We start from the raw sequence: 24,480 nt of genomic DNA on the forward strand, positions 1-24,480 counted from the left end.
AGCATAATCCCCCGATACCTTATCGATCGGGCCACCGCCATGCGAACCGCTAACCACACCATCAAGCACCCCATTTCAGCCCCCCACAGCAGCGCCCAGTTCGAACTGACCAGCTACCGCTATGGCACGCCCGGCGCGGGCAAGAAGGTCTATATCCAGGCCGCGCTGCACGCGGACGAAGTGCCCGGCATGCTGGTGGCGCAATTCCTGCGCAAGCGGCTGGAGGCGCTGGACGCGGCGGGCAAGGTGCGGGGCGAGATCATCCTGGTGCCGGCGGCCAATCCCATCGGCCTGTCGCAGGCCATCCACGGCGCGCCCTTCGGCCGTTTCGACCTGACCACCGGCGTGAATTTCAACCGCGCCTACAAGCATGTGGCGGAGGAGCTGAAAACCTCGCTGGCGGGCTTGCTGGGGCCGGACGCGGACGCCAATGTGCGCACCATCCGCCAGCACGCGCTGGCATCGGTGGCGGCCTGGCAGCCCAAGTCCGACGGCGAGGCGCACAAAAAACTGCTGCTGGAGATGGCGATTGACGCCGATATCGTGCTCGATCTGCATTGCGACAACGAGGCCGTGCTGCACATCTACGCCGGCACGCCGCTGGCGGACGCGATTGCGCCGCTGGCACGCCTGATGGGCGCGCACGCGGTGCTGCTGGCCCTGGCGGCGGGCGGCGAGCCCTTCGACGAGGCCTGCAGCCGTTTGTGGTGGGACTTGCAAGCGCACTTCGGCGACGCATTCCCGATTCCGCCCGCCTGCCTGTCCACCACCGTGGAGCTGCGCGGCGAAATGGACGTGAGCTACGAGCTGGCGGAGCAGGACGCGGACGCGCTGGCGCGCTTCCTGGCCCACGCCGGCGTGCTCGATGCGGAAGTGGGCGAGCTGCCCGCGCCGCTGTGCGAGGCCACGCCGCTGGAAGGCGTGGAACCCATCCTGGCGCCGCATGCGGGGGTGCTGGTGTACAAGCGCGAGATGGGCGAGAAGCTCAAGGCGGGCGACGCGGTGGCGGACGTGATCGACGCGGCCAGCGGCGCCGTCACCACGGTGTGCTGCACGGTGGACGGCGTGCTGTTTGCGCGCACCGCGCACCGCCATGTGCTGCGCGGCTGGAACATCGGAAAAATCGCGGGCGCGCAGGCGTTCCGTTCCGGCGACCTGCTCAGCCAGTAACCCTTTCAAGGCCCACATGAAACTGCGCATCCCCAATACCTACGTCCTGGTCTTCGCCATCCTGGCGCTGATCGCCCTGGCCACCTGGCTTATCCCCGGCGGCAAGTACGACACCCACCTGGTCAACGGCAAGCAGCTGATCAATCCGGCCACCTTCCACTACATAGACAGCAAGCCGCAGGGCTTTGCGGCGCTGATGATGGCGCCCATCAAGGGTTTCGCGGAAGCGGGCCTGATCATCGGCTTCATCCTGATTGTGGGCGGCACGTTCCAGGTGCTGCACAAGACCGAGGCCATCGACGCGATGATCAAGTCCATCGCCAAGGCCTACACGCATTCCTCCTTCGTGCGCGCGGCGCTGATCCCGGTGTTCATCACGCTGTTCTCGCTGGGCGGGGCCACCTTCGGCATGAACGAGGAGGCCATCCCGTTTATTCTCATCTTCGTGCCGCTGGCGCTCGCGCTGGGCTACGACACCATCACCGGCGTATCCATCCCCTTCCTCGGCTCGCAGGTGGGCTTTGGCGCGGCCTTCCTGAATCCCTTCAACGTCGGCATCGCGCAGGGCATCGCCGGCATACCGGTGTTCTCCGGCATGAGCTACCGCCTGATCTGCTGGGTGGTGGCCACCGCCATCACCGCCGCCTTCATGATGTGGTACGCGGCGCGCATCAAGCGCAATCCGGAGCTGAGCCCGACCTATGTGCTGGACCAGGCCAAGCGCAAGGAAAGCCACCTGGACCTGAGCAGCTTCGAGGGCATGACGCTCAAGCACAAGGTGGTGCTGGCGATTTTCGCCGCCTCGCTGCTGGGCATGGTGGTGGGCGTGGTGAAGTTCGACTGGTATATCGAGCAGATCGCCGCGCTGTTCATGGTGATGGGCATCGTGATCGGCCTGATAGGCGGGCTTGATTCGGACGAGCTGGTGGGCGCCTTCATCCAGGGCGCGAAAGACCTGGTGGGCACGGCACTGGTGATCGCGCTGGCGCGCGGCACCATGATTTTGGCGCGCGACGCCAACATCATCGACACCATGCTGCATGGGCTGCTGCCGCTGGTGCAGTCGTCCAGCCCCGTGTTCGCGGCGCAGAAGATGTTCGGCATCCAGACCGTGATCAACTTCTTCATCCACTCCGGCACCGGCCAGGCATCGCTGACCATGCCCATCATGGCGCCGCTGGCGGACCTGGTGGGCGTCACGCGCCAGACGGCGGTGCTGGCCTTCCAGTTCGGCGAGCTGACCACGCCCATGATCCCGACCTCCGGCATCACCGTGGGCGTGCTGGCCCTGGCCCGCGTGCCCTGGATTACCTGGGCCAAGTGGATGGTGCCGCTGCAGCTGATCTACGCGGTGATGGCGCTGCTGCTGCTGATTCCGCCCTGCCTGATGCATTGGCAATAATTGGCGGGTTACGGCTGCGCCCAACCCGCCCTACCCGTTCGGAAGCAACCCTTACACCGTAGGGCGGGTTAGCACGCAGTGCGTAACCCGCCGGAGCCGCCCGGGGCTCAACGCTGCAGATAGACGTCCGGAACGTAGCGCTCCATCAGCGTCTGCGGACGCCGCGGGGGCGCGAAGCCGAATTTGGCATACAGGCCGTGCGCATCGCTGGTGGCGAGACTGAAGCGCCGCAGCCCCTGCAGCTCGGGATGCGCCATGACGGCCGCCACCAGGCGCTTGCTGTGGCCCAGCCCACGGTGCTCCGGCAGCACGAACACATCCACCAGGTTGGCGAAGGTGGCGCCGTCCGTAATCACGCGGGCAAAGGCGATCTGCTTGCCGTCTTCATAGCCGCCGAAGCACAGCGAATTGGCGATCGCCTTTTCCAGCAGCGCCAGCGGCATGCCCACGGCCCAGGTGGAGCGCTCGCTCAGGAATCCATGTATCAGCGCGATGTCGAGCGCCGCCTTGTCCGTGCTGATAATCAATGCTTGCCCTTCAAGTAGCGCTCGGGGAGCGGGTTCTTGTCCGTTTCGGCCTGCCACACCAACGACTGTATCCACCAGCGCTGGCCGTCGTTGACCAGCTGGATGCTGTTCATGCCGCGCTGGAAAGGCTTGGCCTCGTCCGGCGCGTGGCGCGATTCGTAGGTGCTGAATATGTGGGCGATCTGGCCGAAGGCCTCGGTCGTGCGCGCCAGCTCCGTTTCGTAAAAGCCTTCCTTGGCGAATACCGGCGTCACGCGCGAGATGTAGTCGGAGACCGTGAGCACGCGGGTGGTGATCTCGCCGCTCTTGTTCACGCCGTGCACCACCATGCGGCCTTCGGGAGCGAACAGGCTGCGCAGGCGCTCCCAGTCGCGCGGCGCGCCGGCGGCGCCGGAAATGGTGCCGTACAGCGCGGACAGCATGCCGTCCAGCGTCTTCAGTTCGGGGGCGATCGCCTGGGCGGCGCCGTCGTCGGCCGCTGCTGCGGCGGAAGTGGCTGCGGCTGGAGCGGCGGCTGCGGTGGCCTCCCCGGCCGAGGCGGCCGCGCAGGACAGCGCGCCCGCCATTAAAACGCACAACAAGCTGGCTTTGGCTGGCTGTTTCATGTTCTGTTCTCCCCATTCTTCATGCCGCCATGATCGGCGATTTCGGCCCGCCTGTCACGCCCGTGGAAGCCCGGAATCGGTGGGATGGCCCAACCTTGTTTATAATCGTCGCAAATCCGCACGCCCACCCTCTCAAAAAAATCATGACTGATCAATTCTCCAAGAAGGGCGAAGCCTGGTCCGCCCGCTTCTCCGAACCAGTTTCCGACCTCGTCAAGCGCTATACCGCTTCTGTATTTTTTGACAACCGCCTGGCCAAGGCCGACATCCAGGGCTCGCTGGCGCACGCCGGCATGCTGGCTGCCCAGAAGATCATCAGCGCGGCCGACCTGGCCGACATCCAGCGCGGCATGGCGCAAATCAGCCAGGAAATCGAAGCCGGCCAGTTCGAATGGCTGCTGGACCTGGAAGACGTCCACCTGAACATCGAGAAACGCCTGACCGAGCTGGTAGGCGACGCGGGCAAGCGCCTGCACACCGGCCGTTCCCGCAACGACCAGGTGGCCACCGACATCCGCCTGTACGTGCGCTCCGCCATCGACGACGTGACCGGCCTGCTGAACCAGCTGCGCGGCGCCCTGACCGACCTGGCCGAACAGCACACCGACACCATCCTGCCCGGCTTCACCCACATGCAGGTGGCGCAGCCGATCACCTTCGGCCACCACATGCTGGCCTACGTTGAAATGTTCGGCCGCGACGCCGAGCGCATGGCCGACTGCCGCAAGCGCGTGAACCGCCTGCCGCTGGGCGCCGCCGCGCTGGCCGGCACCACCTTCCCCATCGACCGCCTGCAAGTGGCGAAAACGCTGGGCTTCGACGACGTGTGCCACAACTCGCTGGACGCCGTGTCGGACCGCGACTTCGCGATTGAATTCACGGCGGCGGCCTCGCTGATCATGACGCACGTGTCGCGCATGTCGGAAGAGCTGATCATCTGGATGAGCCCGCGCGTGGGCTTTATCGACATCGCCGACCGTTTCTGCACCGGCTCGTCCATCATGCCGCAGAAGAAAAACCCGGACGTGCCGGAACTGGCGCGCGGCAAGACCGGTCGCGTGTACGGCCACCTGATGGGCCTGTTGACCCTGATGAAAGGCCAGCCGCTGGCCTACAACAAGGACAACCAGGAAGACAAGGAACCGCTGTTCGACACCGTGGACACGCTGATGGACACGCTGCGCATCTTCGCCGACATGGCCGGCGGCATCACCGTCAAGCCGGAAGCGATGCGCGCGGCGGCCCTGCAGGGCTACGCCACCGCCACCGACCTGGCCGACTACCTGGTGAAGAAAGGCCTGCCTTTCCGCGACGCGCACGAAGCCGTGGCGCACGCGGTGCGCGCCTGCGTGGACCTGGGCATCGACCTGTCCGAGATGTCGCTGGAGCAGCTGCAAGCGTTCTCCAAGCTGATCGAGCAGGACATCTTCCAGGTGCTGACCCTGGAAGGCTCCGTGGCCGCGCGCGACCACGTGGGCGGCACCGCGCCGAACCAGGTGCGCGCAGCCATCGCCCGCGTGCGCGGACAGCTGGGCAACTAAGCGCCAGCATTGGCGGGTTACGGCTTCGCCTAACCCGCCCTACGCAGAGCATCCGTCCTCATTCCTTCGTAGGGCGGGTTAGCACGCAGTGCGTAACCCGCCATCACTGCGCCACCAGGCGCGACAGCACGGCAATGGCGGCGCCGGTCTGGCGCTGCTCCAGCAGTATGGTCAGCTCGGTGTGGGTGCAGATCATGTTCACCAGGTTGATCTTGTCCCACGCCAGCTTCTTCAGTATGCCATGGTAAATCCCCGGCATATTGAAGGTCTCCGGATCCAGGTGCAGCGTCACCGCGTTCAGGCTTTCCAGCCGCGCCAGCTGGCGCTCGGTGACGAAGACTTCGTCTATGGCGCTCGTCAGCGAGCGGCTGCACACCACCATCACCTCATGGATGCCGCGCGTGACCGACACGAACGCGCCCTGCCTAGTCGCCACTTCCGCCAGCAGCCTGCGGTGGCATTCATAGGTGTTCTCCGAATAGCGGAAGGTGTACATGGTGAGGTCGGTGCGGGTGGTCAGCTCGCCCGTCTTGCGCGCCAGCGACAGCTCGCCGTGCGCGGCCGCCTCCTGCTGCGGCAGGCGCTCCGCCACGCGCCGCAGCGCCATCACCACGGCCGCCTGTCCCACAGGCTTCCACAGGTCCGTTTCCAGCTGCGGCTGCAGCTGCCGCGCGAGTTCCGACAGATTGATCAAGCCGCGTCCCAGCCCCTCCGTGAGGAAGGGAGACTCCATGACGATCCGCTCAACTTTGGTAGATATCGAGAGCATGGCAAACCACAAAAAAAAAGCTGTCCCTGCGCACCTGGCCACGGGTTGGGCGAAGGCGCGCGACGGCGCCGCGCTTGCCGGATTGCGGCAGGCGGCGTATGGATGTGCTGGATGAGGCTGCGGGGCTTTGTGCGGTCCGGTCTTGCCGGTCCATGCCCTCTCTTGCCCTGGGGATGTTGGCCTAAGTCGGCGGTGGTGGCGCTGTGCGTTTGCTCATGTTCTCTGCTCCCTGTGGTTCCCGGTGCGCGTCGTTTTTATCGGGCCTGGCCCTGCGCTTTGTGCTCCTAGTGTAGATCGCAACATTAAGACTTTGCAACCCGCGCGCGCTGCGGAAGCGGCCAATGTGTCGCGCAGGTGACGAAAATAGAGTGTTACATCTAGTTCGTTGTAAGCGCCACACAGTATCGGGCCAAAAGCCGCCTATCGTGCGCCATCACTAGCAATTGCCAAGCCAATTCAACGCCCGGCGGGCGTGCAACTTTGTCCCAAATTTAACAAATCCCGCCCGCGCGACTCATTTCTCAAGTTTTTTGACTTGCCCCCCGGCCCAGGAATAGTGTCGCAGCGCTGGCCCATGCCAGAACCACCTACGCCCTCTGGAGAGAAGATGAATCTACGTAAGAACCTGCTTGCCGCATCCATCGCCACCCTGCCGATGATGCTCGCCCACGCCGCCGGCCCGCAAATGATGGCCGCCCCCGTCGCACAGACCTCTCCACAAGAGAGCGCAGGCCTGGCTGCCAAGCTGGCCAACCGTCCCAGCTCGGCAGGCCTGGGCATGCAGCACGGCTTCGCCATCGCCGGCCAGCACCCCGGCGTGGCCGGCACCAAGATCACCCGCGCCCGGCACACCTACAACGGCCTGCGCGTGTTCGGCTCCGAGTCCGTGGTCGTCACCGACGCGGCCGACAACATCGTCAGCGAATCCGTGTCCGACCGCCGCGCCGGCCTGAACGCGGCGCGCGGCGTGGCCGCCAACGGCGCGCGCACCGGCGCGCCCGACCTTACCCCTGCACTGAGCGGGGCCGACGCCATCGCCGCCGTGGTGCGCAGCGTGGCGCCGAACGGCGTGCACCGCTGGGCGCCGCAGGCCGAACTGCTGATCTATCCGGTCATGAAATCGGTGCGCGTGGCTGCGGCCGTGAACAAGGCCGAAGCGGCCCTGAACGCCACCGACCTGGAAGACGTGGTGGACCACTACGAGCTGGCCTACCTGGTGAAAACCCGCATGGCCGACAGCCGCAAGCGCGTGCTCTACCACGACACCGTGGTCAACGCGAAAACCGGCGCCGTCATCGCGCAGTGGGAAGCGCTGCAAACCGTGGTCGGCTCGGGCAAGAGCCAGTACAACGGCACCGTGCCGATCAACACCACGCTGTCCGGCAGCACCTACCAGATGAAGGACGCCACGCGCGGCGTGGGCGGCACCTTCGGCGGCATGGCCATCACCAACGCCAACCACGCGCCGGAAAGCAATCCGACGCCCGGCACCATCTACACCAACAGCACCAACACCTGGGGCGACGGCCTGCAATACGTGAGCGGCGGCAGCACCACCAGCGCCAACGGCCAGACCGCCGCCGTGAACGCGCTGTGGGGCCTGATGAACACTTACGACACCATGAAGAACACGCTGGGCTGGCAGTCGCTGGACGGTAACAACACCGCCACCTACATCGCCGTCCACGTGGACAACAACTACGACAACGCCTTCTTCGACCCGAACTGCAAATGCATGTACATCGGCGACGGCGGCTCGTCCTTCAACAACCTGGGATCGATCGACGTGATCGGCCACGAGATGGGCCACGGCGTGATCGACGCCACCTCCAACCTGACCTACTCGGGCGAGTCCGGCGGCCTGAATGAATCGGGCGCCGACATCGCCGGCGAAATGACCGAGGCCTATGCGCGCGCGGGCGGCACCGGCAGCGTGATACCGGCCACCGGCAACGACTGGGTGATGGGCCAGGAGATCTCGAAGAGCGGCCAGCCGCTGCGCTGGATGTACAAGCCCAGCAAGGACGGCAGCAGCCCGAACGCGTGGAGCAGCACGCTGAAGAACCTGAACGTGCACTACAGCAGCGGCCCGAACAACCGCATGTTCTACTTCCTGTCGCAAGGCTCGAACGCAAGCTCCGGCAGCGACTACTACAGCTCCTACCTGACCAAGCAGCCGCTGGCCATGACCGGCGTGGGCAACGACAAGGCCTACCGCATCTGGTTCAAGGCCGTGACCACCAAGTTCACCTCGTCGACCAACTACGCCGACGCGCGCACCAAGATGATCGCCTCGGCCGAGGAACTGTACGGCGTGGGCAGCAAGGAAGCCACCGCCGTCAAGCGCGCCTACGCGGCCATCAACGTCGGCACCGACGTGGATGAAACCACCGGCGGCGGCGGCGGCACCAGCGTCGAGCGCATCACCAACGGCGGCTTCGAGTCGGGCGCCACCGGCTGGGCCGGCAGCACCGGCGCCATCGGCGCCTTCAGCGGCCAGACCGCCTATGAAGGCACGCGCTTCGCCTGGCTGGGCGGCAACGGCACCACCGCCACCGAAACGCTGACGCAGGCAGTCGCCATCCCGTCGGCCGCCACCGCCGCCACGCTGAGCTTCGCGCTGCATATCGACACCGCTGAAACGACCACCAGCACCGCCTACGACAAGCTGACGGTGACGGTGAAAAACAGCAGCGGCGCGGTGCTCGGCACGCTGGCCACCTACTCCAACCTGAACAAGGCCACCGGCTACCAGACCCGCAGCTTCAGCCTGCTGCCGTACAAGGGCCAGACGGTGACGCTGTCCTTCGCCATGACGGAAGACTCGTCCGCCCAGACCTCCTTCGTGGTGGACAAGGTCAGCGTACTCACCCAGTAAGCGCTCCCTCCTCCAGAACTGATATCATCGCCGCCATCAATTCTGGAGGACTCGGCATGACCATAGGCGTAGGCGGTAAAACAGCGGAGCAGGCACTGGCGAGCCTGTCGGACATGACGGCGGGCGCGGTCCCGATCGCCAAGGAGGAGCACCTGGAGCGCATCGCCCGCGCCCAGGCCTTCATGCGCGACCAGGGCATCGCCGCCATCTATATCAACGCGGGCGCCAACCTGCTCTACTTCACCGGCACGCGCTGGCACGCCAGCGAGCGCATGGTGGGCGCCATCCTGCCGGCGCAGGGCGCGCTGGAATACATCGCCCCCGCCTTCGAGGAAAGCACGCTGCTGGACTTCATGCTGGTGGAGGGCAAGGTCAACGGCTGGCAGGAGCACGAAAGCCCCTACCAGCTGTTCGTCGACACCCTGGCCCGCATGGGGATTGCGGATGATGCCGGCCAGCCGCCGCGCGTGGGCATCTGCGAAAGCGCGGCCTTCTTCATCTACGACGGCATACGCCCGCTGGCCGCGGGCTACGCGCTGGAAAACGCGCGCACGGTGACGGCGCACTGCCGCACCCGCAAGTCCTCCGCCGAGATCGCGCTGATGCAGCGCGCCAAGGACATGACGCTGGCCGTGCACGTGGCCACCGCCAGCATGCTGCGCGAGGGGATCACCACCACCGAAGTGGAACAGTTCATCACCGCCGCGCACCGCAAGGTGGGCGCGCCCGGCTCGTATTTCGTCATCGTGCTGTTCGGCGAGGCCACGGCCTATCCGCACGGCGTGAGCTATGTGCAGACGCTCAAGCAGGGCGACACGGTGCTGATCGACACCGGCTGCAAGCTGCACAACTACATCTCCGACATCACGCGCACCTATGTGTACGGCGAGCCGAGCGCGCGCCAGCGCAGCGTGTGGGACAGCGAGAAGAAAGCCCAGGCGGCCGCCTTCGCCGCCGCGCAGCTGGGCGTGCCCTGCGAACAGGTGGACCAGGCGGCGCGCCGCTCGCTGGAGGCGGACGGCTACGGCCCGGGCTACAAGCTGCCCGGCCTGCCGCACCGCACCGGCCACGGCATCGGCCTGGACATCCATGAATGGCCCTACCTGGTGGGCGGCGACACCACCCCGCTGGCGCCGGGCATGTGCTTCTCGAACGAGCCCATGATCTGCATCCCCGGCGAATTCGGCGTGCGCCACGAGGACCACTTCTACATGACCGACGCCGGCCCGCGCTGGTTCACCGAGCCGGCGCACAGCATCGACGATCCCTTCTGCCTGAGGCGGGAAAACCACGCATCCCCCAGTTAGTGGATGTTTTATTGACAATCATGCCTTATCCTTGGCGGATGTCTGCGGCGACCAGCCGCCTTCTGCCCAAGGATACGCATGAAAGCCCTGACCCGCGCCGCGCGCTGCACCGTGGCGGCATTGCCGCTGCTGCTGGCCGCTTGTAACAATAGCCAGGACGACGGCAGCGCCGCCGCCCCCACCCTGCTGGCCAGCACCGGCCAGGTCACCGTCAAGGCCAGCAGCCCGGTGAGCCACTACGCGGCGGCCCGCTTCGCCGACCAAGTCAGTTTCGGCGCCACGCCGGCGCTGGTGGCAGAAATAGAAAAACTCGGCTTCGAGGCCTGGATAGACGCGCAGTTCGCGCTGCCGGTGCCGCACCACGACACCAGCCCCGTTGCCCACTACGACGACCAGGTGCGGGCGCAGGCCGAAGCGGCCAACCGCTACTTCGAAAACGCCAACCTCACGGCCATGATCGCGCGGCCGGACCAGCTGCGCCAGCGCGTGGTGTGGGCCATGTCGCAGTGGATCGTCGTATCGAGCAACAAGGTGCAGGAGTACGCCACCCTGACCTGGATCAATCTGCTCAACGACAACGCCTTCGGTAACTACGGCGCCCTGCTGCGCGCCGTGAGCACCAGCCCGCCGATGGGGGTCTACCTGGACAACCTCTCGAACCGGCCCAAGTCCGACGAATGCCCGTGGTGCGCGCCGAATGAAAACTACTCGCGCGAACTGATGCAGCTGTTTTCGCTGGGGGTGGTCAAGCTCAACCTCGACGGCAGCATCCAGCGCGACGCCAGCAACCGGCCGCTGGAAACCTACACCCAGCAGGACGTGGAGGCGATGACGCGCGCCATGACGGGCTGGCAGATGGCCAAGAACGTGCCCAGGGGCGACTACACCGGCTTCGACGGCGTGCTGATACCCGACCCGTGGACGGCCGCGCACGACCGCGAAGCCAAGACGCTGCTCGGCACCACCATTCCGGCCGGCCAGAGCACCACCCAGGACATGGAGGCGGCAATCGACGTCCTGATGGGGCACCAGAACATCGCCCCCTTCGTCAGCCTGCGCCTGATCCAGCACCTGGTCACCAGCAATCCCTCGCCGGCCTATCTGCGCCGCGTGGCCACCGTGTTCCGCGACAATGGCAAGGGCGTGGCCGGCGACATGAAGGCCGTGCTCAAGGCGGTGCTGCTCGACACCGAAGCGCGCAAGGGCGACACCCTGGGCGCGGACTCGCTCTCCTTCGGCAAGATGCGCGAACCGGTGCTGTGGTACACCGGCATGCTGCGCGGCATGGGCTGCACCGCGCCGCTGCGCTGGGACGCCACGCCGGAGTACCCGCTGCCCGGCATCGCCAAGCCCAGCGTCCAGTCGCCCTTCATGCAGTCCAGCGTGTTCAGCTACTACATGCCGACCGACCGCGCCCCCGGCAGCAACCTGCTGGCGCCGGAGCAGCGCCTGCTCAACGCCGAGGAGCTGTCGGGCCGGATCGGCGGCTACGGCATGCAGACGGCTTCGCGCCTGAGCAATGCCGGCTGCCAGGTCGATCCCTTCATCAAGGCGCTGAGCAGCTCGCCGCGCGCCTTTATCGACCTGATGAGCGAACGCTATTTCAGGGGCGCCATGCCGCAGACGCTGCGCCAGAATCTGCAGGACCTGACCGCCACCCCCAACGGCAATACGCCGCTCGAGAAAACCATGCCGCTGCTGCAGTACGCGCTGGCCACCCCTTACTATGGAGTGATACGCTGATGGACCGCCGCCACTTCCTGCGCCTGAGCGCAGCCGCCCCCACCCTCGGCCTGATCGGCGGGGCCAGCCTGCTCGGCGCCAGCGCCAGCGCCGCCGCCGACGACTACCGCGCCGTGGTCTGCCTGTTCCTCACCGGCGGCAACGACGGCTTGAACAGCCTGGTGCCCACCGACGGCGCCTACAGCGACTATGCCACCGCCCGGCCCGCGCTGGCGCTGCCCAAGGACAGCCTGACCGCGCTGTCCGGCTCCACCGCCGGCCACAGCTTCGGCATGAATCCCGCGCTGGCGCCGCTGGCGCCGCTGTACAACCAGGGCCGCCTGGCCTGGATACTGAACGCCGGCCCGCTGGTCAAGCCGGCCACCGCGCGCCAGGTGCTGGATCACAGCGTGGCGGTGCCGTCCTTCCTGCTCTCGCACAGCGACCAGGTGATGTGGCAGCAGGGCTGGCTGGGCGACACCGACGGCAGCGGCTGGGCCGGACGCTCGCTCGAGCTGCTGCCCTCCTCGCTGCGCAACCCGGTCAACGCCATCACCATGAACACCGAGCGCACGCTGGTGCTGGGCCGCAATTCGCCGGTGTCCTACCTGAGCGCCTGGGATTCGCGCTGGTGGGGCACGGCCGACCTGGCGCAGCCGCAGCTGCCCGGCACGCAGGCGCTCAACCGCATGGCGCAGTGGCAGTTCGCCAACCAGTACGAGGCCGAGTACGCGCGCACCTTCGGGCGCAGCGTGTCCGAGTCCACCATCTTCACGCAGGCGGCGCTGAACGCGCCCGCCCCCTCGGCCAACTTCGACGACAACGACCTGGGACGCATGCTGCGCAAGCTCGCCACGCTGCTGCCGGTGTTCAAAAAGCGGGGCTACAAGCGCCAGGTCTTCCTGGTGCAGTGGGGCGGACTGGATACGCACAGCGGCCAGCGCGGCAGCGCGGCTACCAGCCAGGACGCGCAGCTGGCCGTGGTGGCGCGCGCGCTGGCCGCCTTCGACAAGGCCAACCAGGCCTCCGGCGTGGACCAGAGCGTGGCCACCGTCATGATGTCCGACTTCGGCCGCACCTTGCGCCAGGCCTCCGGCGGCGGCAGCGACCACGCCTGGGGCAACCACTGGTTCGTGATGGGCGGCCCGGTGGCCGGCGCCCAGGCCTACGGCACCCTGCCCACGCTGACCTTGGGCGGGCCGGACGACGGCGACGCCAACGGCGACGGCCGCTTCGTGCCCACCACCTCGACCGACCAGGTGGGCGCCACGCTGATGAAGTGGATGGGCGTGCCCGCCGCGCAGCTGACCAGCGCCTTTCCCAACCTCGCCAATTTCAGCACCCAGACCCTCAACTTCCTGCACGGCTGATACGCAATGGATATCAAACTCACCAACGGCAAGGACGTCTATACCCAGACCGACAAGGAAGCCTGGGACACCTACTGGGGCCTGGAGGGCGACGACACCATCAAGGTCTACCAGGGCGGCGTGGTGGGCGGCCCCGGCAACGACAGGATAGAACGCATCGCCACCGGCGACAGCTGGCGCAGCGTCGCCGTCAACTACTGGGACACCTGGCAGTCCATCTACGTGGACCTGACGGCCGGCTACGCCGACGACAACTGGGGCGGGCACGACACGCTGATCGGCATCGACAGCGTGAGCTTTGGCTGGGAAGGCGGCATCGGCATCGGCAACGCCAACCAGAACGTGTTCTACCTGGGCGGAGGCGGCCTGCACACCATAGACGGCCGCGCCGGCGACGACACCTTCTGGCTGCCCCAGTTCGACAACGGCAGCCGCGCCGACTTCATCTTCGACGTCGCCATCGACGGCAAGACCGCCACCATCACCAACACCGCGCAGCCGAAGTTCATGGCGGTGGTCAGCAATTTCGAGCGCTTCGGCTATGGCGGGGACTGGAACGTCACCTATGAACTGAGCAGCCTGATCAAGCCGTCGGACATGGCCACGAAAGGCTTGGTGGCGGCCGACGCCAACCGCTGGAACGCCGCCGGCGCGCTCGGCACCGCCGTGGAAGTGAGCTACAGCTTCGTCACCAAGGCGCCCGCCAGCGGCGTGGGTGCGAGCGGCTTCCGCACCTTCTCGGCCAGCGAGCGGGCCGCCGTCAAGGCCATCCTGGACGCGGCCGCAGCCGCCACCGGCTTGAGCTTCAAGGAAGTCGCCGAAGACGGGAGCGCGGTGGGGCAGCTGCGCTTTGGCGCCAGCCAGCAGGTGGCCACCAAGGGCCTGGGGACGCTGCCGGGCGTGGGCGGCGACAGCGCCGGCGACGTCTGGATCGACATCGAAACCCTGCTGCTGATGCAGCCCGGCCAGGAAGGCTACGCCGTGCTGCTGCATGAAATCGGCCATGCGCTGGGCCTGCGCCATCCGCGCAACGTGGAAGCGGGCGACAACTACGCGTCCCAGATGCTGGCCGCCAACGACGTCACCGGCCTGACCGTGATGTCGCAGACGGTCTCGCCGGACGGCCTGTACCCGGCCTCCTGGGGCGCGTACGACATCGCCGCGCTGCGCTATCTGTACGGCGCGAAGCAGGTCGCCACCGGCGACAATGTCTACCTGCTCGGCACGGCCGACTTCCAGTCCCAGCGCGGCCTGGTGGACGACGGCGGCATCGACACGCTGGACGCCTCGGCGGCCAGCACCGGCGCCACCATCGACCTGGTGGGCGGACACCTGAACAGCGTGGGCGTGACGGCCGGCGGCGTGGGCGCCAGCGGCAATCTGTCGATTGGCGTCGATACGCTGATCGAGAACGCCGTGGGCTCGCGCTACGACGACGTCCTGCTCGGCAATGCGCTGGCCAACCGCCTCACCGGCGGCAAAGGCAACGACTGGATCGACGGCGCCGGGGGCGAGGACGCGGCGGTCTTCGCCGGCCTGCGCGGCGACTACCTGATCAGCACCGGCTACGGCAAGGTCTTCGTCACCGCGCGCGACGGCGCCTCCGGCTTCGACACGCTGCTCAACACCGAAATCCTGGCCTTCGGCGACCAGACCATCACGCTGGGCAAAAGCGCGCTGGGCGCCGACCTGGCGCTGGCGCTGGACCAGAACACCAGCAGCAGCGGCCAGCTGCCCGACCCGAGCGACCAGGCCCGCGCCACGGTGTCCTATGCGCTGTCGAAAACGCCGGCCAACGGCACCGCCGTGGTGAAGGCGGACGGCAGCTTCACCTACACGCCCAAGGCCAACTTCAGCAGCACCGACAGCTTCGACTACATCCTCACCGACCAGCAGGGCGGCAACAATACCTACACCGTGTTCGTGACGGTGCGCGGCCTGGGCGGCCTGCAGGCCGGCGGCGAAGGCAACGACACGCTGGGCGGCCTGGCCACCAGCGACATCATCAACGGCGAAGGGGGCAACGACCGCATCGTCGCCAGCGCCGGCTATGACGAGATCGACGGCGGCGCCGGCACCGACAGCATCGTCTACGCCGGCAAGGTGGCCAGCCATGCGGTGGAACAGGACGGGCTGCGCTGGACGCTGCGCAAGCCGGACGGCCAGGGCACGGACACCCTCGCCAACGTGGAGCGCTTGATCTTCTCGGACGGCGCGCTGGCGCTCGACCTGGACGGCATGGCGGGACAGACCTACCGGCTATACCAGGCCGCCTTCGACCGCAAGCCCGATGTGGCGGGCCTGGGCTACTGGCTGGCGGTGCTGGACGGCGGCACCGGCATGCAGAGCGTGGCGCAGGGCTTCCTGCAGTCGGCCGAGGCGGTCAAGCTGTACGGGGCCAATCCCAGCAACGCGGCCTTCGTCGACAAGCTGTACCAGAACGTGCTGCACCGCCCGGCGGACGACAGCGGCAAGGCCTACTGGACCGGCGTGCTGGCCAATGGCTGGGCCACCCGCGAGACGGTGCTGACGGGATTTTCGGAGAGCCCGGAAAACCAGGCGCAGGTGATTGCCGCGATTTCGCACGGCATCGCCTATACACCCTTCGGCTAGTCTGCTCAGGCTTTCTTGGACACCAGCGTGAGGATGTCGTAGCTGGCCACCAGTTCTTCGTTCTGGTTGGTCACCTGCACGTCCCACGCCACCACGCCCTGGCCCAGGCCCTTGTCGTCGGTGCGGTTGCGGTCCACCTTGCGCTTGCAGGTCAGGCGCGCGCGGATGGTGTCGCCGATGGCCACCGGCGTGATGAAGCGCAGGTTGTCCAGGCCGTAGTTGGCCAGCACCGGTCCCGGCGCGGGCGACACGAACAGGCCCGCAGCGGCCGACAGCACGAAGTAGCCGTGCGCAATGCGCTTGCCGAACTGCGTGTCCTTGGCGGCGATATCGTCGAAGTGCATGTAGAAATAGTCGCCCGACACGCCGCCGAAGTTGACGATGTCCGCCTCGCTCACGGTGCGGCGATGCGTCAGCAGCGAGTCGCCGATTTTCAGGTCCTCGAAGTGGCGGCGGAACGGGTGCACTTCGCTTTCGTTCACGGCCGCGCCGCGCACGTATTCGCCCGTCACGGCGGCCAGCATGGTCGGCGAGCCTTGCACCGCTGCGCGCTGCAGGAAGTGGCGCACCGCGCGGATGCCGCCCAGCTCCTCGCCTCCGCCCGCGCGGCCGGGGCCGCCGTGCTTGAGCTGCGGCAGCGGCGAGCCGTGGCCGGTGGAATCCACCGCCGATTCGCGCTCCAGGATATGCACGCGGCCGTGCGAGGCAGCCGCCACCGGCACCGCGTAGGCCGCCGTCTTGGTATCCTTCGTCACCAGGGTGCTCACCAGGCTGCCCTTGCCGCGCGCGGCCAGTTCCAGCGCTTCGTCTATGCCCTCGTAGGTCATCATGGTGCTGACGGGGCCAAAGGCTTCCACGTCGTGCACCGCGTCGTTGCTGCCGGCGTTGCGGCACAGGACCAGCGTGGGCGAGAAGAACGCGCCTTCGGCCACACCCTCGCCCACCAGCTTGTAGCCGTCCTTCTCGCCGAACACGATCTCGTTGCCCCGCGCGAGCAGCGCCAGGCGTTCGCCCACGTCGCGCTGCTGGTCTTTCGAGGCCAGCGCGCCCATGCGCACGCCTTCCACCGACGGGTCGCCGATGGTGACTTTGGACAGGCGTTCGCGCAGGCGTTCGGCCACCGCGTCCACGCGGTCTTTCGGCACGATGATGCGGCGGATGGCGGTGCACTTCTGGCCGGCCTTGCCGGTCATCTCGCGCGCCACTTCCTTCACGAACAGGTCGAACTCGGGATCGTCCGGCGTCACGTCCGGCGCCAGGATGGCGCAGTTCAGCGAGTCCGCCTCGGCTGTGAACGGCACCGAGTTGGCGATCAGGTTGCGGTTGGTGCGCAGCTTGGCGGCGGTGTCGGCCGAGCCGGTGAAGGTCACCACGTCGGCGCCGCCCAGGCGGTCCAGCAGGTCGCCGGTGCTGCCGATCACCAGCTGCAGCGCGCCCTCCGGCAGCAGGCCGGATTCATGCGCCATGCGCACCACGGCTTCGGTCAGGTAGCTGGTGGCGGTGGCGGGCTTGCCGATGCAGGGCATCGCGGCCAGGAAGCTGGGCGCGAATTTCTCCAGCAGGCCCCAGATCGGGAAGTTGAAGGCGTTGATGTGCACCGCCAGGCCGCCGCGCGGCACCAGGATGTGGGTGCCGGCAAAGCCGCCGCGCTTGCCCAGCGCAATGGCCGGGCCTTCGTGCAGCACATTGGACGACGGCAGCTCGCGGCTGCCCATGCTGGCGTAGGCGAACAGGGTGCCGATGCCGCCCTCCACGTCCACCCAGCTGTCGGCGCGGGTGGCGCCGGTGAGGTGGGAAATCTTGTACAGCTCTTCCTTGCGCTCCATCAGGTACATGGCCAGCGCCTTCAGGCGCTGCGCGCGCTGCTGGAAGTCCAGCTTCATCAGGCCCGGCACGCCGGTCTTGCGGGCATAGGCGACGGCTTCGCTGAAGTCGATGGCTTCGGCGTGGGTATGGTAGATCAGGCTGTTGTTCAGCGCGCTGTGCAGCGGGGTGGCCGCTTCCTTGCCGTGCCAGCGGCCGGCGATCAGGCTTTGCAGAGTTGGTGCCATTCGATTTCTCCAGTCTATTTATTCGGTTGCGTTCTTGTGCTGATGCAGCGGCAGCGAGGACTCCCACTGCATGCGCTGGCGGTCCGGCTCCACCTCGGTCAGCGCCACGGTCTCGCGCATGGTGGCGAGCGAGCGTACGCTCAGCTCCTGGTATTGGGCCGTGCCGGACGTCTTCCAGCTGATTTCGTTGTCGCTCACCTGGCGGATGATGCGCGCCGGCGTGCCCACCACCATGGAGCGCGGCGGCACCACCATATTGGCCTTCACGAAGCTCATCGCCGCGACGATGCTCTCGGCGCCGATGACGGCGTTGTCCATGATGACCGAGTTCATGCCCACCAGCGCGTTGCGGCCGATGCGGCAGCCGTGCAGCACGGCGCCGTGGCCGATATGGCCGTCCACTTCCACCACCGTGTCCTCGCCGGGGAAACCGTGCATAATGCAGCCGTCCTGCAGGTTGGAACCCTCCTCCAGGATCAGGCGCCCGAAGTCGCCGCGCATGGACGCGTGCGGCCCCACGTAGCAGCGCGGGCCGACGATGACGTCGCCGATCAGCACCGCGCTTGGATGCACATAGGCGGTGGGATGGACCACCGGCGTGATGCCGTTCATTTCATATACTTTGACCATGCTTGCTCCTTGTTCGGCGGGTTACGGCTGGCGCCTAACCCGCCCTACGAGTATTCGCAGATGTTCGGTACAACGTAGGGCGGGTTAGGCGGAGCCGTAACCCGCCATTACATCCCCAGATAGGCGCTTTGCACCTGTTCGTTCTTCAGCAGCTCCGGCCCGGGACCGGACAGGATGATGGCTCCCGTCTCGATCACATAGCCCACGTCCGCGATGGACAGCGCCGCGTGCGCGTTCTGCTCCACCAGGAAAATGGTGATGCCCTGGTCGCGCAGGCTGGCCACGATGCGGAAGATCTCCGCAATCAGCAGCGGCGCCAGGCCCATGCTGGGCTCATCCAGCAGCAGCACGGACGGCCTGCCCATCAGCGCGCGCGCCATGGCCAGCATCTGCTGCTGCCCGCCGGACAGCGTGCCCGCCAGCAGTGACCGTTTCTCCCGCAACACCGGGAACAGCTGGTACATGCGTTCCATGTCCGCCGCCACCTCGCCCTTGGGCCGCGTGTAAGCGCCCAGCAGCAGGTTGTCCTCCACCGACATGGGGCCGAACACCTGGCGCCCTTCCGGCACCTGGCAGATGCCGGCGCGCACGCGCTTGTCCGCGCTGGCGCGGCTCACGTCCTGGCCGCTGAAATGGATGCTGCCGCCGCTGATGGGCTGCACGCCGGAGATGGCGCGCAGCAGCGTGGTCTTGCCCGCGCCGTTGGCCCCCACCAGCGCCACCAGCTGCCCCTGGCGCACTTCGATGTCGATGCCGTGCAGCGCCTGGATGCGGCCATAGTGGCTGGTCAGCCCTTTGATTTCGAGCACCAGCGGCTTCACCGTCACGTCGGTATTGTTTGTCATGGCGTCCCTCATGCTGCCGCTCCCAGATAGGCCGCCACCACGTCCGGATTGGCGCGCACTTCGGCCGCCGTGCCTTCGGCCAGCTTCTTGCCGTAGTCCAGCACCAGGATATGGTCGGATAAATTCATCACCAGCTTCATGTCGTGCTCCACCAGCACCACCGTCACGCCGGACTGCGCCACCTTGCGGATCAGCGCTTCGATCTCGCCGGTCTCGGTGTGGTTCAGGCCTGCGGCCGGTTCGTCCAGCAGCAGCACTTTCGGCCGTGCCGCCAGCGCGCGCGCAATCTCGAGGCGCTTCAGGGCGCCATACGGCATCTGGCTCGAATCGGCGTCCACGTACTGGCCCACGCCGACGAATTCCATCAGCTGTGCCGCCTCGTCGCGGCACACCTGGTCGGCCTTGCGCACCGACGGCAGGCGCAGCATGGACGCGAACAGGTTCTGGTTCAGGCGCAGGTGCGCGCCCACCATCACGTTGGCTATGGCCGTCATGTTCAGGCAGATCTGCAGGTTCTGGAAGGTGCGGCTCATGCCGCGCCGGGCCAGCTGGTCCGGCGACAGGCCGGCCACGTTCTCGCCGCGCAGCAGGATCTCGCCCTTGCTGGGCGTGTAGACGCCGGTGATGAGGTTGAACAGCGTGGTCTTGCCCGCGCCGTTGGGACCGATCACCGAATGGATGGAGCCTTCCTTGATGGCGAAGCTCACGTCCTGCACGGCGTGCACGCCGCCGAAGCTCTTGCTCAGGTTGCGGATCTCAAGCATGGCCGCCTCCCGCCTTCTTCACCAGCTTGAGCGGCGCCGCGCCGCTGCCCGCTGCAGGCTTGCCGCGGCGGCGCGCCAGCGACGGCACCAGGCCGCGCGGCAGGAAGATCATGGTCAGCATCAGGATGGCGCCGAACACCACCACTTCCCAGCCCTCGAAGGCGGACAGCAGCTGCGGCAGCACGGTCAGCAGCGCGGCGCCGAGGATGGAGCCGAACACGGAAGCCATGCCGCCCACCACCACCATGGTCACCAGCTCGATGGAGTGGAAGAAGCCCGCCATATTCGGCGTGATGAAGCCGATGTAGTGCGCGCTGATGCTGCCCGCAATGCTGGCCACCACGGCGGACAGCACGAACACCCGCACTTTGAAGCGCGTGGTGTCGATGCCGGCCACGCGCGAGGCCACCTCGGAGCCGTGGATGGCCTGCAGCGCGCGGCCAACGGGCGAATCGATCAGGTTGAGCGCGAACCAGGTCACCAGCAGCAGCAAGGCCGCCGCCACCGCGTACCAGGATTTTTCTCCCGTGATTTCAAAGCCGAAGACGGCGAAGCCCGGCACCGCGATGCCGTCCGGACCGCCGGTCCACTGGCCTTCGTTGTTGATGACGATGGAGATGATGATGCCCAGCCCCAGCGTGGCCATCGCCAGCGTGTGGCCTTTGAGCTTGAGCACAGGCCGCGCCAGCACCAAGGCCAGCAGGCCGGTGGCGGCGGCGCCCGCAGCCAGGGCGGCCACCGGCGGCCAGTTGTAATGCGTGGTCAGCACGGCGGACGCGTAGGCGCCCATGCCGAAGAAGCCGGCGTGGCCCAGGCTGATCTGGCCGGTATAGCCCATCAGCAGGTTCAGGCCGATCACCACCATCGCGTTCAGGGCGATGCGGATCGCCACGTCGTAGTAGTAGGAGTTGGGCAGCGCCAGCGGCAGCACGGCCAGCACCAGCGCCAGGATCAGCAGGCCGGAGTGTCGGGAAGCGAAGGTCTTCATACGCGCTCCGAAACCTTGGCGCCGAACAGGCCGCGCGGCATAAAGAACAGGATCAGCAGGATCAGCACGAAGGGCACCGCGTCCTTGTAGGCGGACGAGATGTAGCCCGCCGTCATGGCCTCGGCGATGCCCAGTATCAGTCCGCCCGCGATGGCGCCCACGCCGCCGCCCAGGCCGCCCAGCACCGCCGCCACGAAGCCCTTCAGGCCCAGCATGATGCCCGCATCGTAGGAGGTGTAGGTGATGGGCGCGAGCAGCGCGCCGCCGACGGCGCCCAGCAGCGCGGCCAGGCCGAAGGACAGCAGCAGCACGCGGCGCGTGTTGATGCCCACCAGCTGCGCGGCCAGCTTGTTGTGCGAAGTAGCCAGCATGGCCTTGCCCAGCAAGGTGCGGCCGAAGAACCAGCCCAGCGCCGCCACGATGGCGATGGTTACGCCCAGCACCCACAGGCTTTGCGGCAGCAGGCTGGCGCCCAGGAACTGGATCGGCGTGTCGCCCGAGAACGCGGGCAGTGTGTGCGTGCCCTTGCCCAGCCAGATCTGCACCAGGCCGCGCACCACAAGCGAGGCGCCTATGGTGATGATAATGAGCGTGACCACCTGCGCGTTCTGCGCCGGTTCGATCACCGCTTTTTCCATCACCAGGCCCACGATGGCGGTGAGGATGACGGCGCCGATAATGGCCAGCGGCAGCGGCACGCCCGCCCCCGCCATCATCGCCGCCAGCATCCCGCCCAGCATGATGAATTCGCCCTGGGCGAAATTGATCACGCCGCTGGTGTTGTAGATGATGGTAAAGCCGAGCGCCGCCAGTGCATAGGCGGAACCGACCGTCATTCCCGAGTACAGGAATTGCAGGAATTGGGCGAGCATGATGGACTCCGCTTACTTGGACAGCTGCCAGTCGCCGTTCTTCACTTCAACCATGCGGAATGCCGACAGGTCGAGGCCCATGTGGTCCGTCGCGCTCATATTGAACACGCCGGTGGTGGACACGAAGCCCTTGGTCGTCTCCAGCGCGTTGCGCACTTTTTCCTTGTCGGTGCCGCCGGCGCGCTTGATGGCGTCCACCGACAGGTTCAGCGCGTCCAGCGCGTAGCCGCCAAAGGTGGACGGGTCGATCTTGTAGCGGTCCTTGTAGGCCTTGTCGTAGCCGACGACGATGGCTTTCTGCGGATCGCTGGCCGGCAGCATCTGGCCGATCAGCAGCGCAGGCGTAGGCAGGCGCACGCCTTCGGCAGCCTTGCCGGACAGCTTCAGGTACTCGTCCGACGCCACGCCGTGCGACTGGTACATCGGCAGCGCGGTCATGCCCAGCTGGCCGTAGTTCTTGGTCACGACCGCCGGGCCCTGGCCCAGGCCGAACACGAACACCGCCTGCACGCCGGCGGTGTTCTTGATGCGGGTCAGCTGCGCGGTGACGTCGGTGTCTTTCGGGCCGTAGGTTTCATCGGCCACCAGGGTAATGCCGTACTTGGACGCGACAGCCTGCGATTCCTTGCGGCCCGATGCGCCGAAGCCGCTGGTCTCGGACAGCAGGCCCACTTTGCTGATGCCGCGCTTCTTCATGTCCTCGAATACCTTTTCAGCGGCCATGCGGTCGGTGTGCGGAGTCTTGAAGACCCACTTTTTCACCGGGTCGATAATGACCACCGCGCCCGCCAGCGAAATAAAGGGCAGGCCCGCCTTGTCCACCAGCGGGGCCATGGCCATGGTGGCGCCGGTGGTGGTGCCGCCTATCAGCACATCCACCTTGTCGGACTCGATCAGGCGCTTGGTGAAGCCGTTGGCCTTGGCGGCGTCGCTGCCGTCGTCGTAATGCACCAGCTCCAGCTTGCGGCCCAATACGCCGCCCTCGGCGTTGATCTTCTCAACATACATCTGCAGCGTTTTCAGCTCGGGGTCGCCCAGGAAGGCGGCCGGGCCGGATACGGACAGCACGGAACCGATCTTGATGTTCTGCGCCATGGCGCTGCCGGCGGCGAGGACGAGGGATGCGGCAATAACGGTCTTCTTCAGGATATTCGCGAACATTTTTTGTCTCCGTAGTTTTAGGTGCCGGGGTCAGTCCCGTCGGGACCGACCCCAGTTTTTATACGCGTTCGATTACCAGTGCAATACCTTGCCCCACGCCGATGCACATGGTGCACAGGGCGTAGCGGCCGCCGGTGCGCTCCAGCTGGTTCAGCGCGGCCGTCACCAGGCGCGCGCCGGATGCGCCCAGCGGGTGGCCGATGGCGATGGCGCCGCCGTTCGGATTGACGTGGGCCGCGTCGTCCGCCAGGCCCAGGTCGCGCGTGACGGCCAGGCCCTGCGCGGCGAATGCCTCGTTCAGTTCAATCACGTCCATCTGTTCTATGGTCAGGCCCAGCTGCGCCAACACCTTCTTCGACGCGGGAGCCGGACCGAAGCCCATGATGCGCGGCGCCAGGCCTGCGGTGGCCATGCCCAGCACCTTGCCGCGCGGCTTGAGGCCGTATTTGTCCACCGCCGCGCCGGAGGCCAGCAGGATGGCGCAGGCGCCATCGTTCACGCCGGATGCGTTGCCCGCCGTGACGCTGCCATCCGGCTTGACCACGCCCTTCAGCTTGGCCAGCATCTCCATGGTGGTGTCCGGACGCGGATGCTCGTCGGTGTCCACGATCTTGGGATCGCCTTTTTTCTGGGCGATGGTGACCGGCACGATCTCGCTCTTGAAATGGCCGGCCGCATGCGCGGCGGCCCAGCGCTGCTGGCTGCGCACGGCGAACGCGTCCTGGTCGGCGCGGCTGATGTTGAACTCATTGGCCACGTTCTCCGCCGTCTCCGGCATGGAGTCGATGCCGTACTGCTGCTTCATCAGCGGGTTGACGAAGCGCCAGCCTATGGTGGTGTCTTCCACTTTCGCGGCGCGCGAGAAGGCGCTGTCGGCCTTGCCCATGACGAAAGGCGCGCGCGTCATGCTTTCCACGCCGCCGGCAATCACCAGGTGCGCCTCGCCGGACTTGATGGCGCGCGCGGCGATGCCCACCGCGTCCAGGCTGGAGCCGCACAGGCGGTTGATGGTGTTGGCCGGCACTTCCACCGGCAGGCCAGCCAGCAGCACGGCCATGCGGCCGACGTTGCGGTTGTCCTCGCCGGCGCCGTTGGCGCAGCCGTAGTAGACGTCGTCCACTTCGGACCAGTCGACGCCGGGGTTGCGCTGCTTCAGCGCGGCGATAGGCGCGGCGGCAAGGTCATCGGCGCGCACGCCGGACAGGGCGCCGCCGTAGCGGCCGAAGGGAGTGCGTACGGCGTCGCAGATAAAAGCTTCGTTCATC

Annotated in this window: 20 protein-coding genes; 9 read left to right on the forward strand and 11 right to left on the reverse strand. The window is 66.9% G+C overall.

What is annotated here, in order from left to right; genetic code table 11:
- Window positions 1–39 precede the first annotated feature (39 nt).
- Window positions 40–1,170, forward strand: a complete 1,131-nt coding sequence (locus tag GTP77_RS14040) for a succinylglutamate desuccinylase/aspartoacylase family protein (RefSeq protein WP_161072783.1) — start codon at window positions 40–42, stop codon at window positions 1,168–1,170.
- 16 nt (window positions 1,171–1,186) lie between these two features.
- Entirely contained in the window at window positions 1,187–2,572 is a 1,386-nt protein-coding gene (locus GTP77_RS14045) for a YfcC family protein (protein ID WP_161072784.1), read from the forward strand.
- Between the two features lie 107 nt (window positions 2,573–2,679).
- On the opposite strand, the gene GTP77_RS30630 is transcribed toward GTP77_RS14045, so the two are convergent.
- Both GTP77_RS30630 and GTP77_RS30635 read right to left on the reverse strand, forming a co-directional pair.
- Window positions 2,680–3,099 carry a GNAT family N-acetyltransferase gene (locus GTP77_RS30630; RefSeq protein WP_228893848.1) on the reverse strand — a complete coding sequence of 140 codons (420 nt, stop codon included), beginning with the start codon at window positions 3,097–3,099 and terminating at the stop codon, window positions 2,680–2,682.
- A complete protein-coding gene (locus GTP77_RS30635) occupies window positions 3,096–3,704 on the reverse strand; it encodes a hypothetical protein (RefSeq protein WP_228893849.1) in 609 nt (202 codons plus the stop codon). Before GTP77_RS30635 ends, GTP77_RS30630 begins: the two co-directional genes overlap by 4 nt.
- A gap of 143 nt (window positions 3,705–3,847) precedes the next feature.
- Here GTP77_RS30635 and argH point away from each other — a divergent pair, with 143 nt between their 5' ends.
- The gene (argH, locus tag GTP77_RS14060; RefSeq protein WP_161072785.1) at window positions 3,848–5,245 is read left to right on the forward strand and encodes an argininosuccinate lyase; all 1,398 of its coding nucleotides are present in this window, start codon (window positions 3,848–3,850) and stop codon (window positions 5,243–5,245) included.
- A 103-nt stretch (window positions 5,246–5,348) separates the two neighbouring features.
- Here the strand turns inward: argH and GTP77_RS14065 are convergent, their stop codons facing one another.
- Window positions 5,349–5,978: a hypothetical protein gene (locus GTP77_RS14065; protein WP_228893850.1), complete on the reverse strand. Its 630-nt coding sequence runs from the start codon at window positions 5,976–5,978 to the stop codon at window positions 5,349–5,351.
- On the opposite strand from GTP77_RS14065, the gene GTP77_RS30210 reads away from it, so the two are divergent.
- The 6 genes from GTP77_RS30210 (at window position 5,977) to GTP77_RS14090 (ending at window position 15,904) form a co-directional block, all read left to right on the forward strand.
- Window positions 5,977–6,129, forward strand: coding sequence for a hypothetical protein (locus GTP77_RS30210; protein WP_187358724.1), 153 nt, complete (start codon window positions 5,977–5,979; stop codon window positions 6,127–6,129). The genes GTP77_RS14065 and GTP77_RS30210 overlap by 2 nt on opposite strands.
- 492 nt (window positions 6,130–6,621) lie before the next feature.
- A complete protein-coding gene (locus tag GTP77_RS14070; protein ID WP_161072787.1) occupies window positions 6,622–8,892 on the forward strand; it encodes a M4 family metallopeptidase in 2,271 nt (756 codons plus the stop codon).
- A 56-nt stretch (window positions 8,893–8,948) separates the two neighbouring features.
- Window positions 8,949–10,199: a M24 family metallopeptidase gene (locus GTP77_RS14075; RefSeq protein ID WP_161072788.1), complete on the forward strand. Its 1,251-nt coding sequence runs from the start codon at window positions 8,949–8,951 to the stop codon at window positions 10,197–10,199.
- Window positions 10,200–10,277: 78 nt separating this feature from the next.
- Window positions 10,278–11,942, forward strand: coding sequence for a DUF1800 domain-containing protein (locus GTP77_RS14080; RefSeq protein ID WP_161072789.1), 1,665 nt, complete (start codon window positions 10,278–10,280; stop codon window positions 11,940–11,942).
- Window positions 11,942–13,291, forward strand: coding sequence for a DUF1501 domain-containing protein (locus GTP77_RS14085; RefSeq protein ID WP_161072790.1), 1,350 nt, complete (start codon window positions 11,942–11,944; stop codon window positions 13,289–13,291). The genes GTP77_RS14080 and GTP77_RS14085 overlap by 1 nt, the downstream gene beginning before the upstream one ends.
- 6 nt (window positions 13,292–13,297) lie before the next feature.
- Window positions 13,298–15,904: a DUF4214 domain-containing protein gene (locus GTP77_RS14090; protein WP_161072791.1), complete on the forward strand. Its 2,607-nt coding sequence runs from the start codon at window positions 13,298–13,300 to the stop codon at window positions 15,902–15,904.
- Window positions 15,905–15,909: 5 nt separating this feature from the next.
- On the opposite strand, the gene paaZ is transcribed toward GTP77_RS14090, so the two are convergent.
- The 8 genes from paaZ to pcaF all read right to left on the reverse strand — a co-directional run bounded on the left by paaZ (window position 15,910) and on the right by pcaF (window position 24,479).
- On the reverse strand, window positions 15,910–17,955 hold the full coding sequence (paaZ, locus tag GTP77_RS14095; protein ID WP_161072792.1) for a phenylacetic acid degradation bifunctional protein PaaZ: 2,046 nt from the start codon (window positions 17,953–17,955) through the stop codon (window positions 15,910–15,912).
- An 18-nt stretch (window positions 17,956–17,973) separates the two neighbouring features.
- On the reverse strand, window positions 17,974–18,585 hold the full coding sequence (locus GTP77_RS14100) for a phenylacetic acid degradation protein PaaY (RefSeq protein ID WP_161072793.1): 612 nt from the start codon (window positions 18,583–18,585) through the stop codon (window positions 17,974–17,976).
- Window positions 18,586–18,692: 107 nt separating this feature from the next.
- Window positions 18,693–19,430, reverse strand: a complete 738-nt coding sequence (locus GTP77_RS14105; protein ID WP_161072794.1) for an ABC transporter ATP-binding protein — start codon at window positions 19,428–19,430, stop codon at window positions 18,693–18,695.
- A gap of 8 nt (window positions 19,431–19,438) precedes the next feature.
- Entirely contained in the window at window positions 19,439–20,194 is a 756-nt protein-coding gene (locus tag GTP77_RS14110; RefSeq protein WP_161072795.1) for an ABC transporter ATP-binding protein, read from the reverse strand.
- Window positions 20,187–21,182, reverse strand: coding sequence for a branched-chain amino acid ABC transporter permease (locus tag GTP77_RS14115; protein WP_161072796.1), 996 nt, complete (start codon window positions 21,180–21,182; stop codon window positions 20,187–20,189). The genes GTP77_RS14110 and GTP77_RS14115 overlap by 8 nt, the downstream gene beginning before the upstream one ends.
- Window positions 21,179–22,054: a branched-chain amino acid ABC transporter permease gene (locus GTP77_RS14120; RefSeq protein WP_056402313.1), complete on the reverse strand. Its 876-nt coding sequence runs from the start codon at window positions 22,052–22,054 to the stop codon at window positions 21,179–21,181. Before GTP77_RS14120 ends, GTP77_RS14115 begins: the two co-directional genes overlap by 4 nt.
- 12 nt (window positions 22,055–22,066) lie before the next feature.
- On the reverse strand, window positions 22,067–23,215 hold the full coding sequence (locus GTP77_RS14125; RefSeq protein WP_161072797.1) for an ABC transporter substrate-binding protein: 1,149 nt from the start codon (window positions 23,213–23,215) through the stop codon (window positions 22,067–22,069).
- A 58-nt stretch (window positions 23,216–23,273) separates the two neighbouring features.
- The gene (gene pcaF, locus GTP77_RS14130; RefSeq protein ID WP_161072867.1) at window positions 23,274–24,479 is read right to left on the reverse strand and encodes a 3-oxoadipyl-CoA thiolase; all 1,206 of its coding nucleotides are present in this window, start codon (window positions 24,477–24,479) and stop codon (window positions 23,274–23,276) included.
- Window position 24,480 lies beyond the last annotated feature (1 nt).

The sequence above is a fragment of the Pseudoduganella aquatica genome, from assembly GCF_009857595.1.
Classification (GTDB): domain Bacteria; phylum Pseudomonadota; class Gammaproteobacteria; order Burkholderiales; family Burkholderiaceae_D; genus Rugamonas; species Rugamonas aquatica_A.

What these genes read in the sequence shown, in the direction of transcription:
- paaZ (WP_161072792.1), bottom strand. Translation starts at nt 17,955, where the DNA reads ATGGCACCAACTCTGCAAAGCCTGATCGCCGGCCGCTGGCACGGCAAG.
- GTP77_RS30635 (WP_228893849.1), bottom strand. Translation starts at nt 3,704, where the DNA reads ATGAAACAGCCAGCCAAAGCCAGCTTGTTGTGCGTTTTAATGGCGGGC.
- argH (WP_161072785.1), top strand. Translation starts at nt 3,848, where the DNA reads ATGACTGATCAATTCTCCAAGAAGGGCGAAGCCTGGTCCGCCCGCTTC.
- GTP77_RS14085 (WP_161072790.1), top strand. Translation starts at nt 11,942, where the DNA reads ATGGACCGCCGCCACTTCCTGCGCCTGAGCGCAGCCGCCCCCACCCTC.
- GTP77_RS30210 (WP_187358724.1), top strand. Translation starts at nt 5,977, where the DNA reads ATGACGATCCGCTCAACTTTGGTAGATATCGAGAGCATGGCAAACCAC.
- GTP77_RS14115 (WP_161072796.1), bottom strand. Translation starts at nt 21,182, where the DNA reads ATGAAGACCTTCGCTTCCCGACACTCCGGCCTGCTGATCCTGGCGCTG.
- GTP77_RS14075 (WP_161072788.1), top strand. Translation starts at nt 8,949, where the DNA reads ATGACCATAGGCGTAGGCGGTAAAACAGCGGAGCAGGCACTGGCGAGC.
- GTP77_RS14080 (WP_161072789.1), top strand. Translation starts at nt 10,278, where the DNA reads ATGAAAGCCCTGACCCGCGCCGCGCGCTGCACCGTGGCGGCATTGCCG.
- GTP77_RS14070 (WP_161072787.1), top strand. Translation starts at nt 6,622, where the DNA reads ATGAATCTACGTAAGAACCTGCTTGCCGCATCCATCGCCACCCTGCCG.
- GTP77_RS14090 (WP_161072791.1), top strand. Translation starts at nt 13,298, where the DNA reads ATGGATATCAAACTCACCAACGGCAAGGACGTCTATACCCAGACCGAC.
- GTP77_RS14100 (WP_161072793.1), bottom strand. Translation starts at nt 18,585, where the DNA reads ATGGTCAAAGTATATGAAATGAACGGCATCACGCCGGTGGTCCATCCC.
- GTP77_RS14120 (WP_056402313.1), bottom strand. Translation starts at nt 22,054, where the DNA reads ATGCTCGCCCAATTCCTGCAATTCCTGTACTCGGGAATGACGGTCGGT.
- GTP77_RS14065 (WP_228893850.1), bottom strand. Translation starts at nt 5,978, where the DNA reads ATGGAGTCTCCCTTCCTCACGGAGGGGCTGGGACGCGGCTTGATCAAT.
- GTP77_RS14125 (WP_161072797.1), bottom strand. Translation starts at nt 23,215, where the DNA reads ATGTTCGCGAATATCCTGAAGAAGACCGTTATTGCCGCATCCCTCGTC.
- pcaF (WP_161072867.1), bottom strand. Translation starts at nt 24,479, where the DNA reads ATGAACGAAGCTTTTATCTGCGACGCCGTACGCACTCCCTTCGGCCGC.
- GTP77_RS14110 (WP_161072795.1), bottom strand. Translation starts at nt 20,194, where the DNA reads ATGCTTGAGATCCGCAACCTGAGCAAGAGCTTCGGCGGCGTGCACGCC.
- GTP77_RS14040 (WP_161072783.1), top strand. Translation starts at nt 40, where the DNA reads ATGCGAACCGCTAACCACACCATCAAGCACCCCATTTCAGCCCCCCAC.
- GTP77_RS14045 (WP_161072784.1), top strand. Translation starts at nt 1,187, where the DNA reads ATGAAACTGCGCATCCCCAATACCTACGTCCTGGTCTTCGCCATCCTG.
- GTP77_RS14105 (WP_161072794.1), bottom strand. Translation starts at nt 19,430, where the DNA reads ATGACAAACAATACCGACGTGACGGTGAAGCCGCTGGTGCTCGAAATC.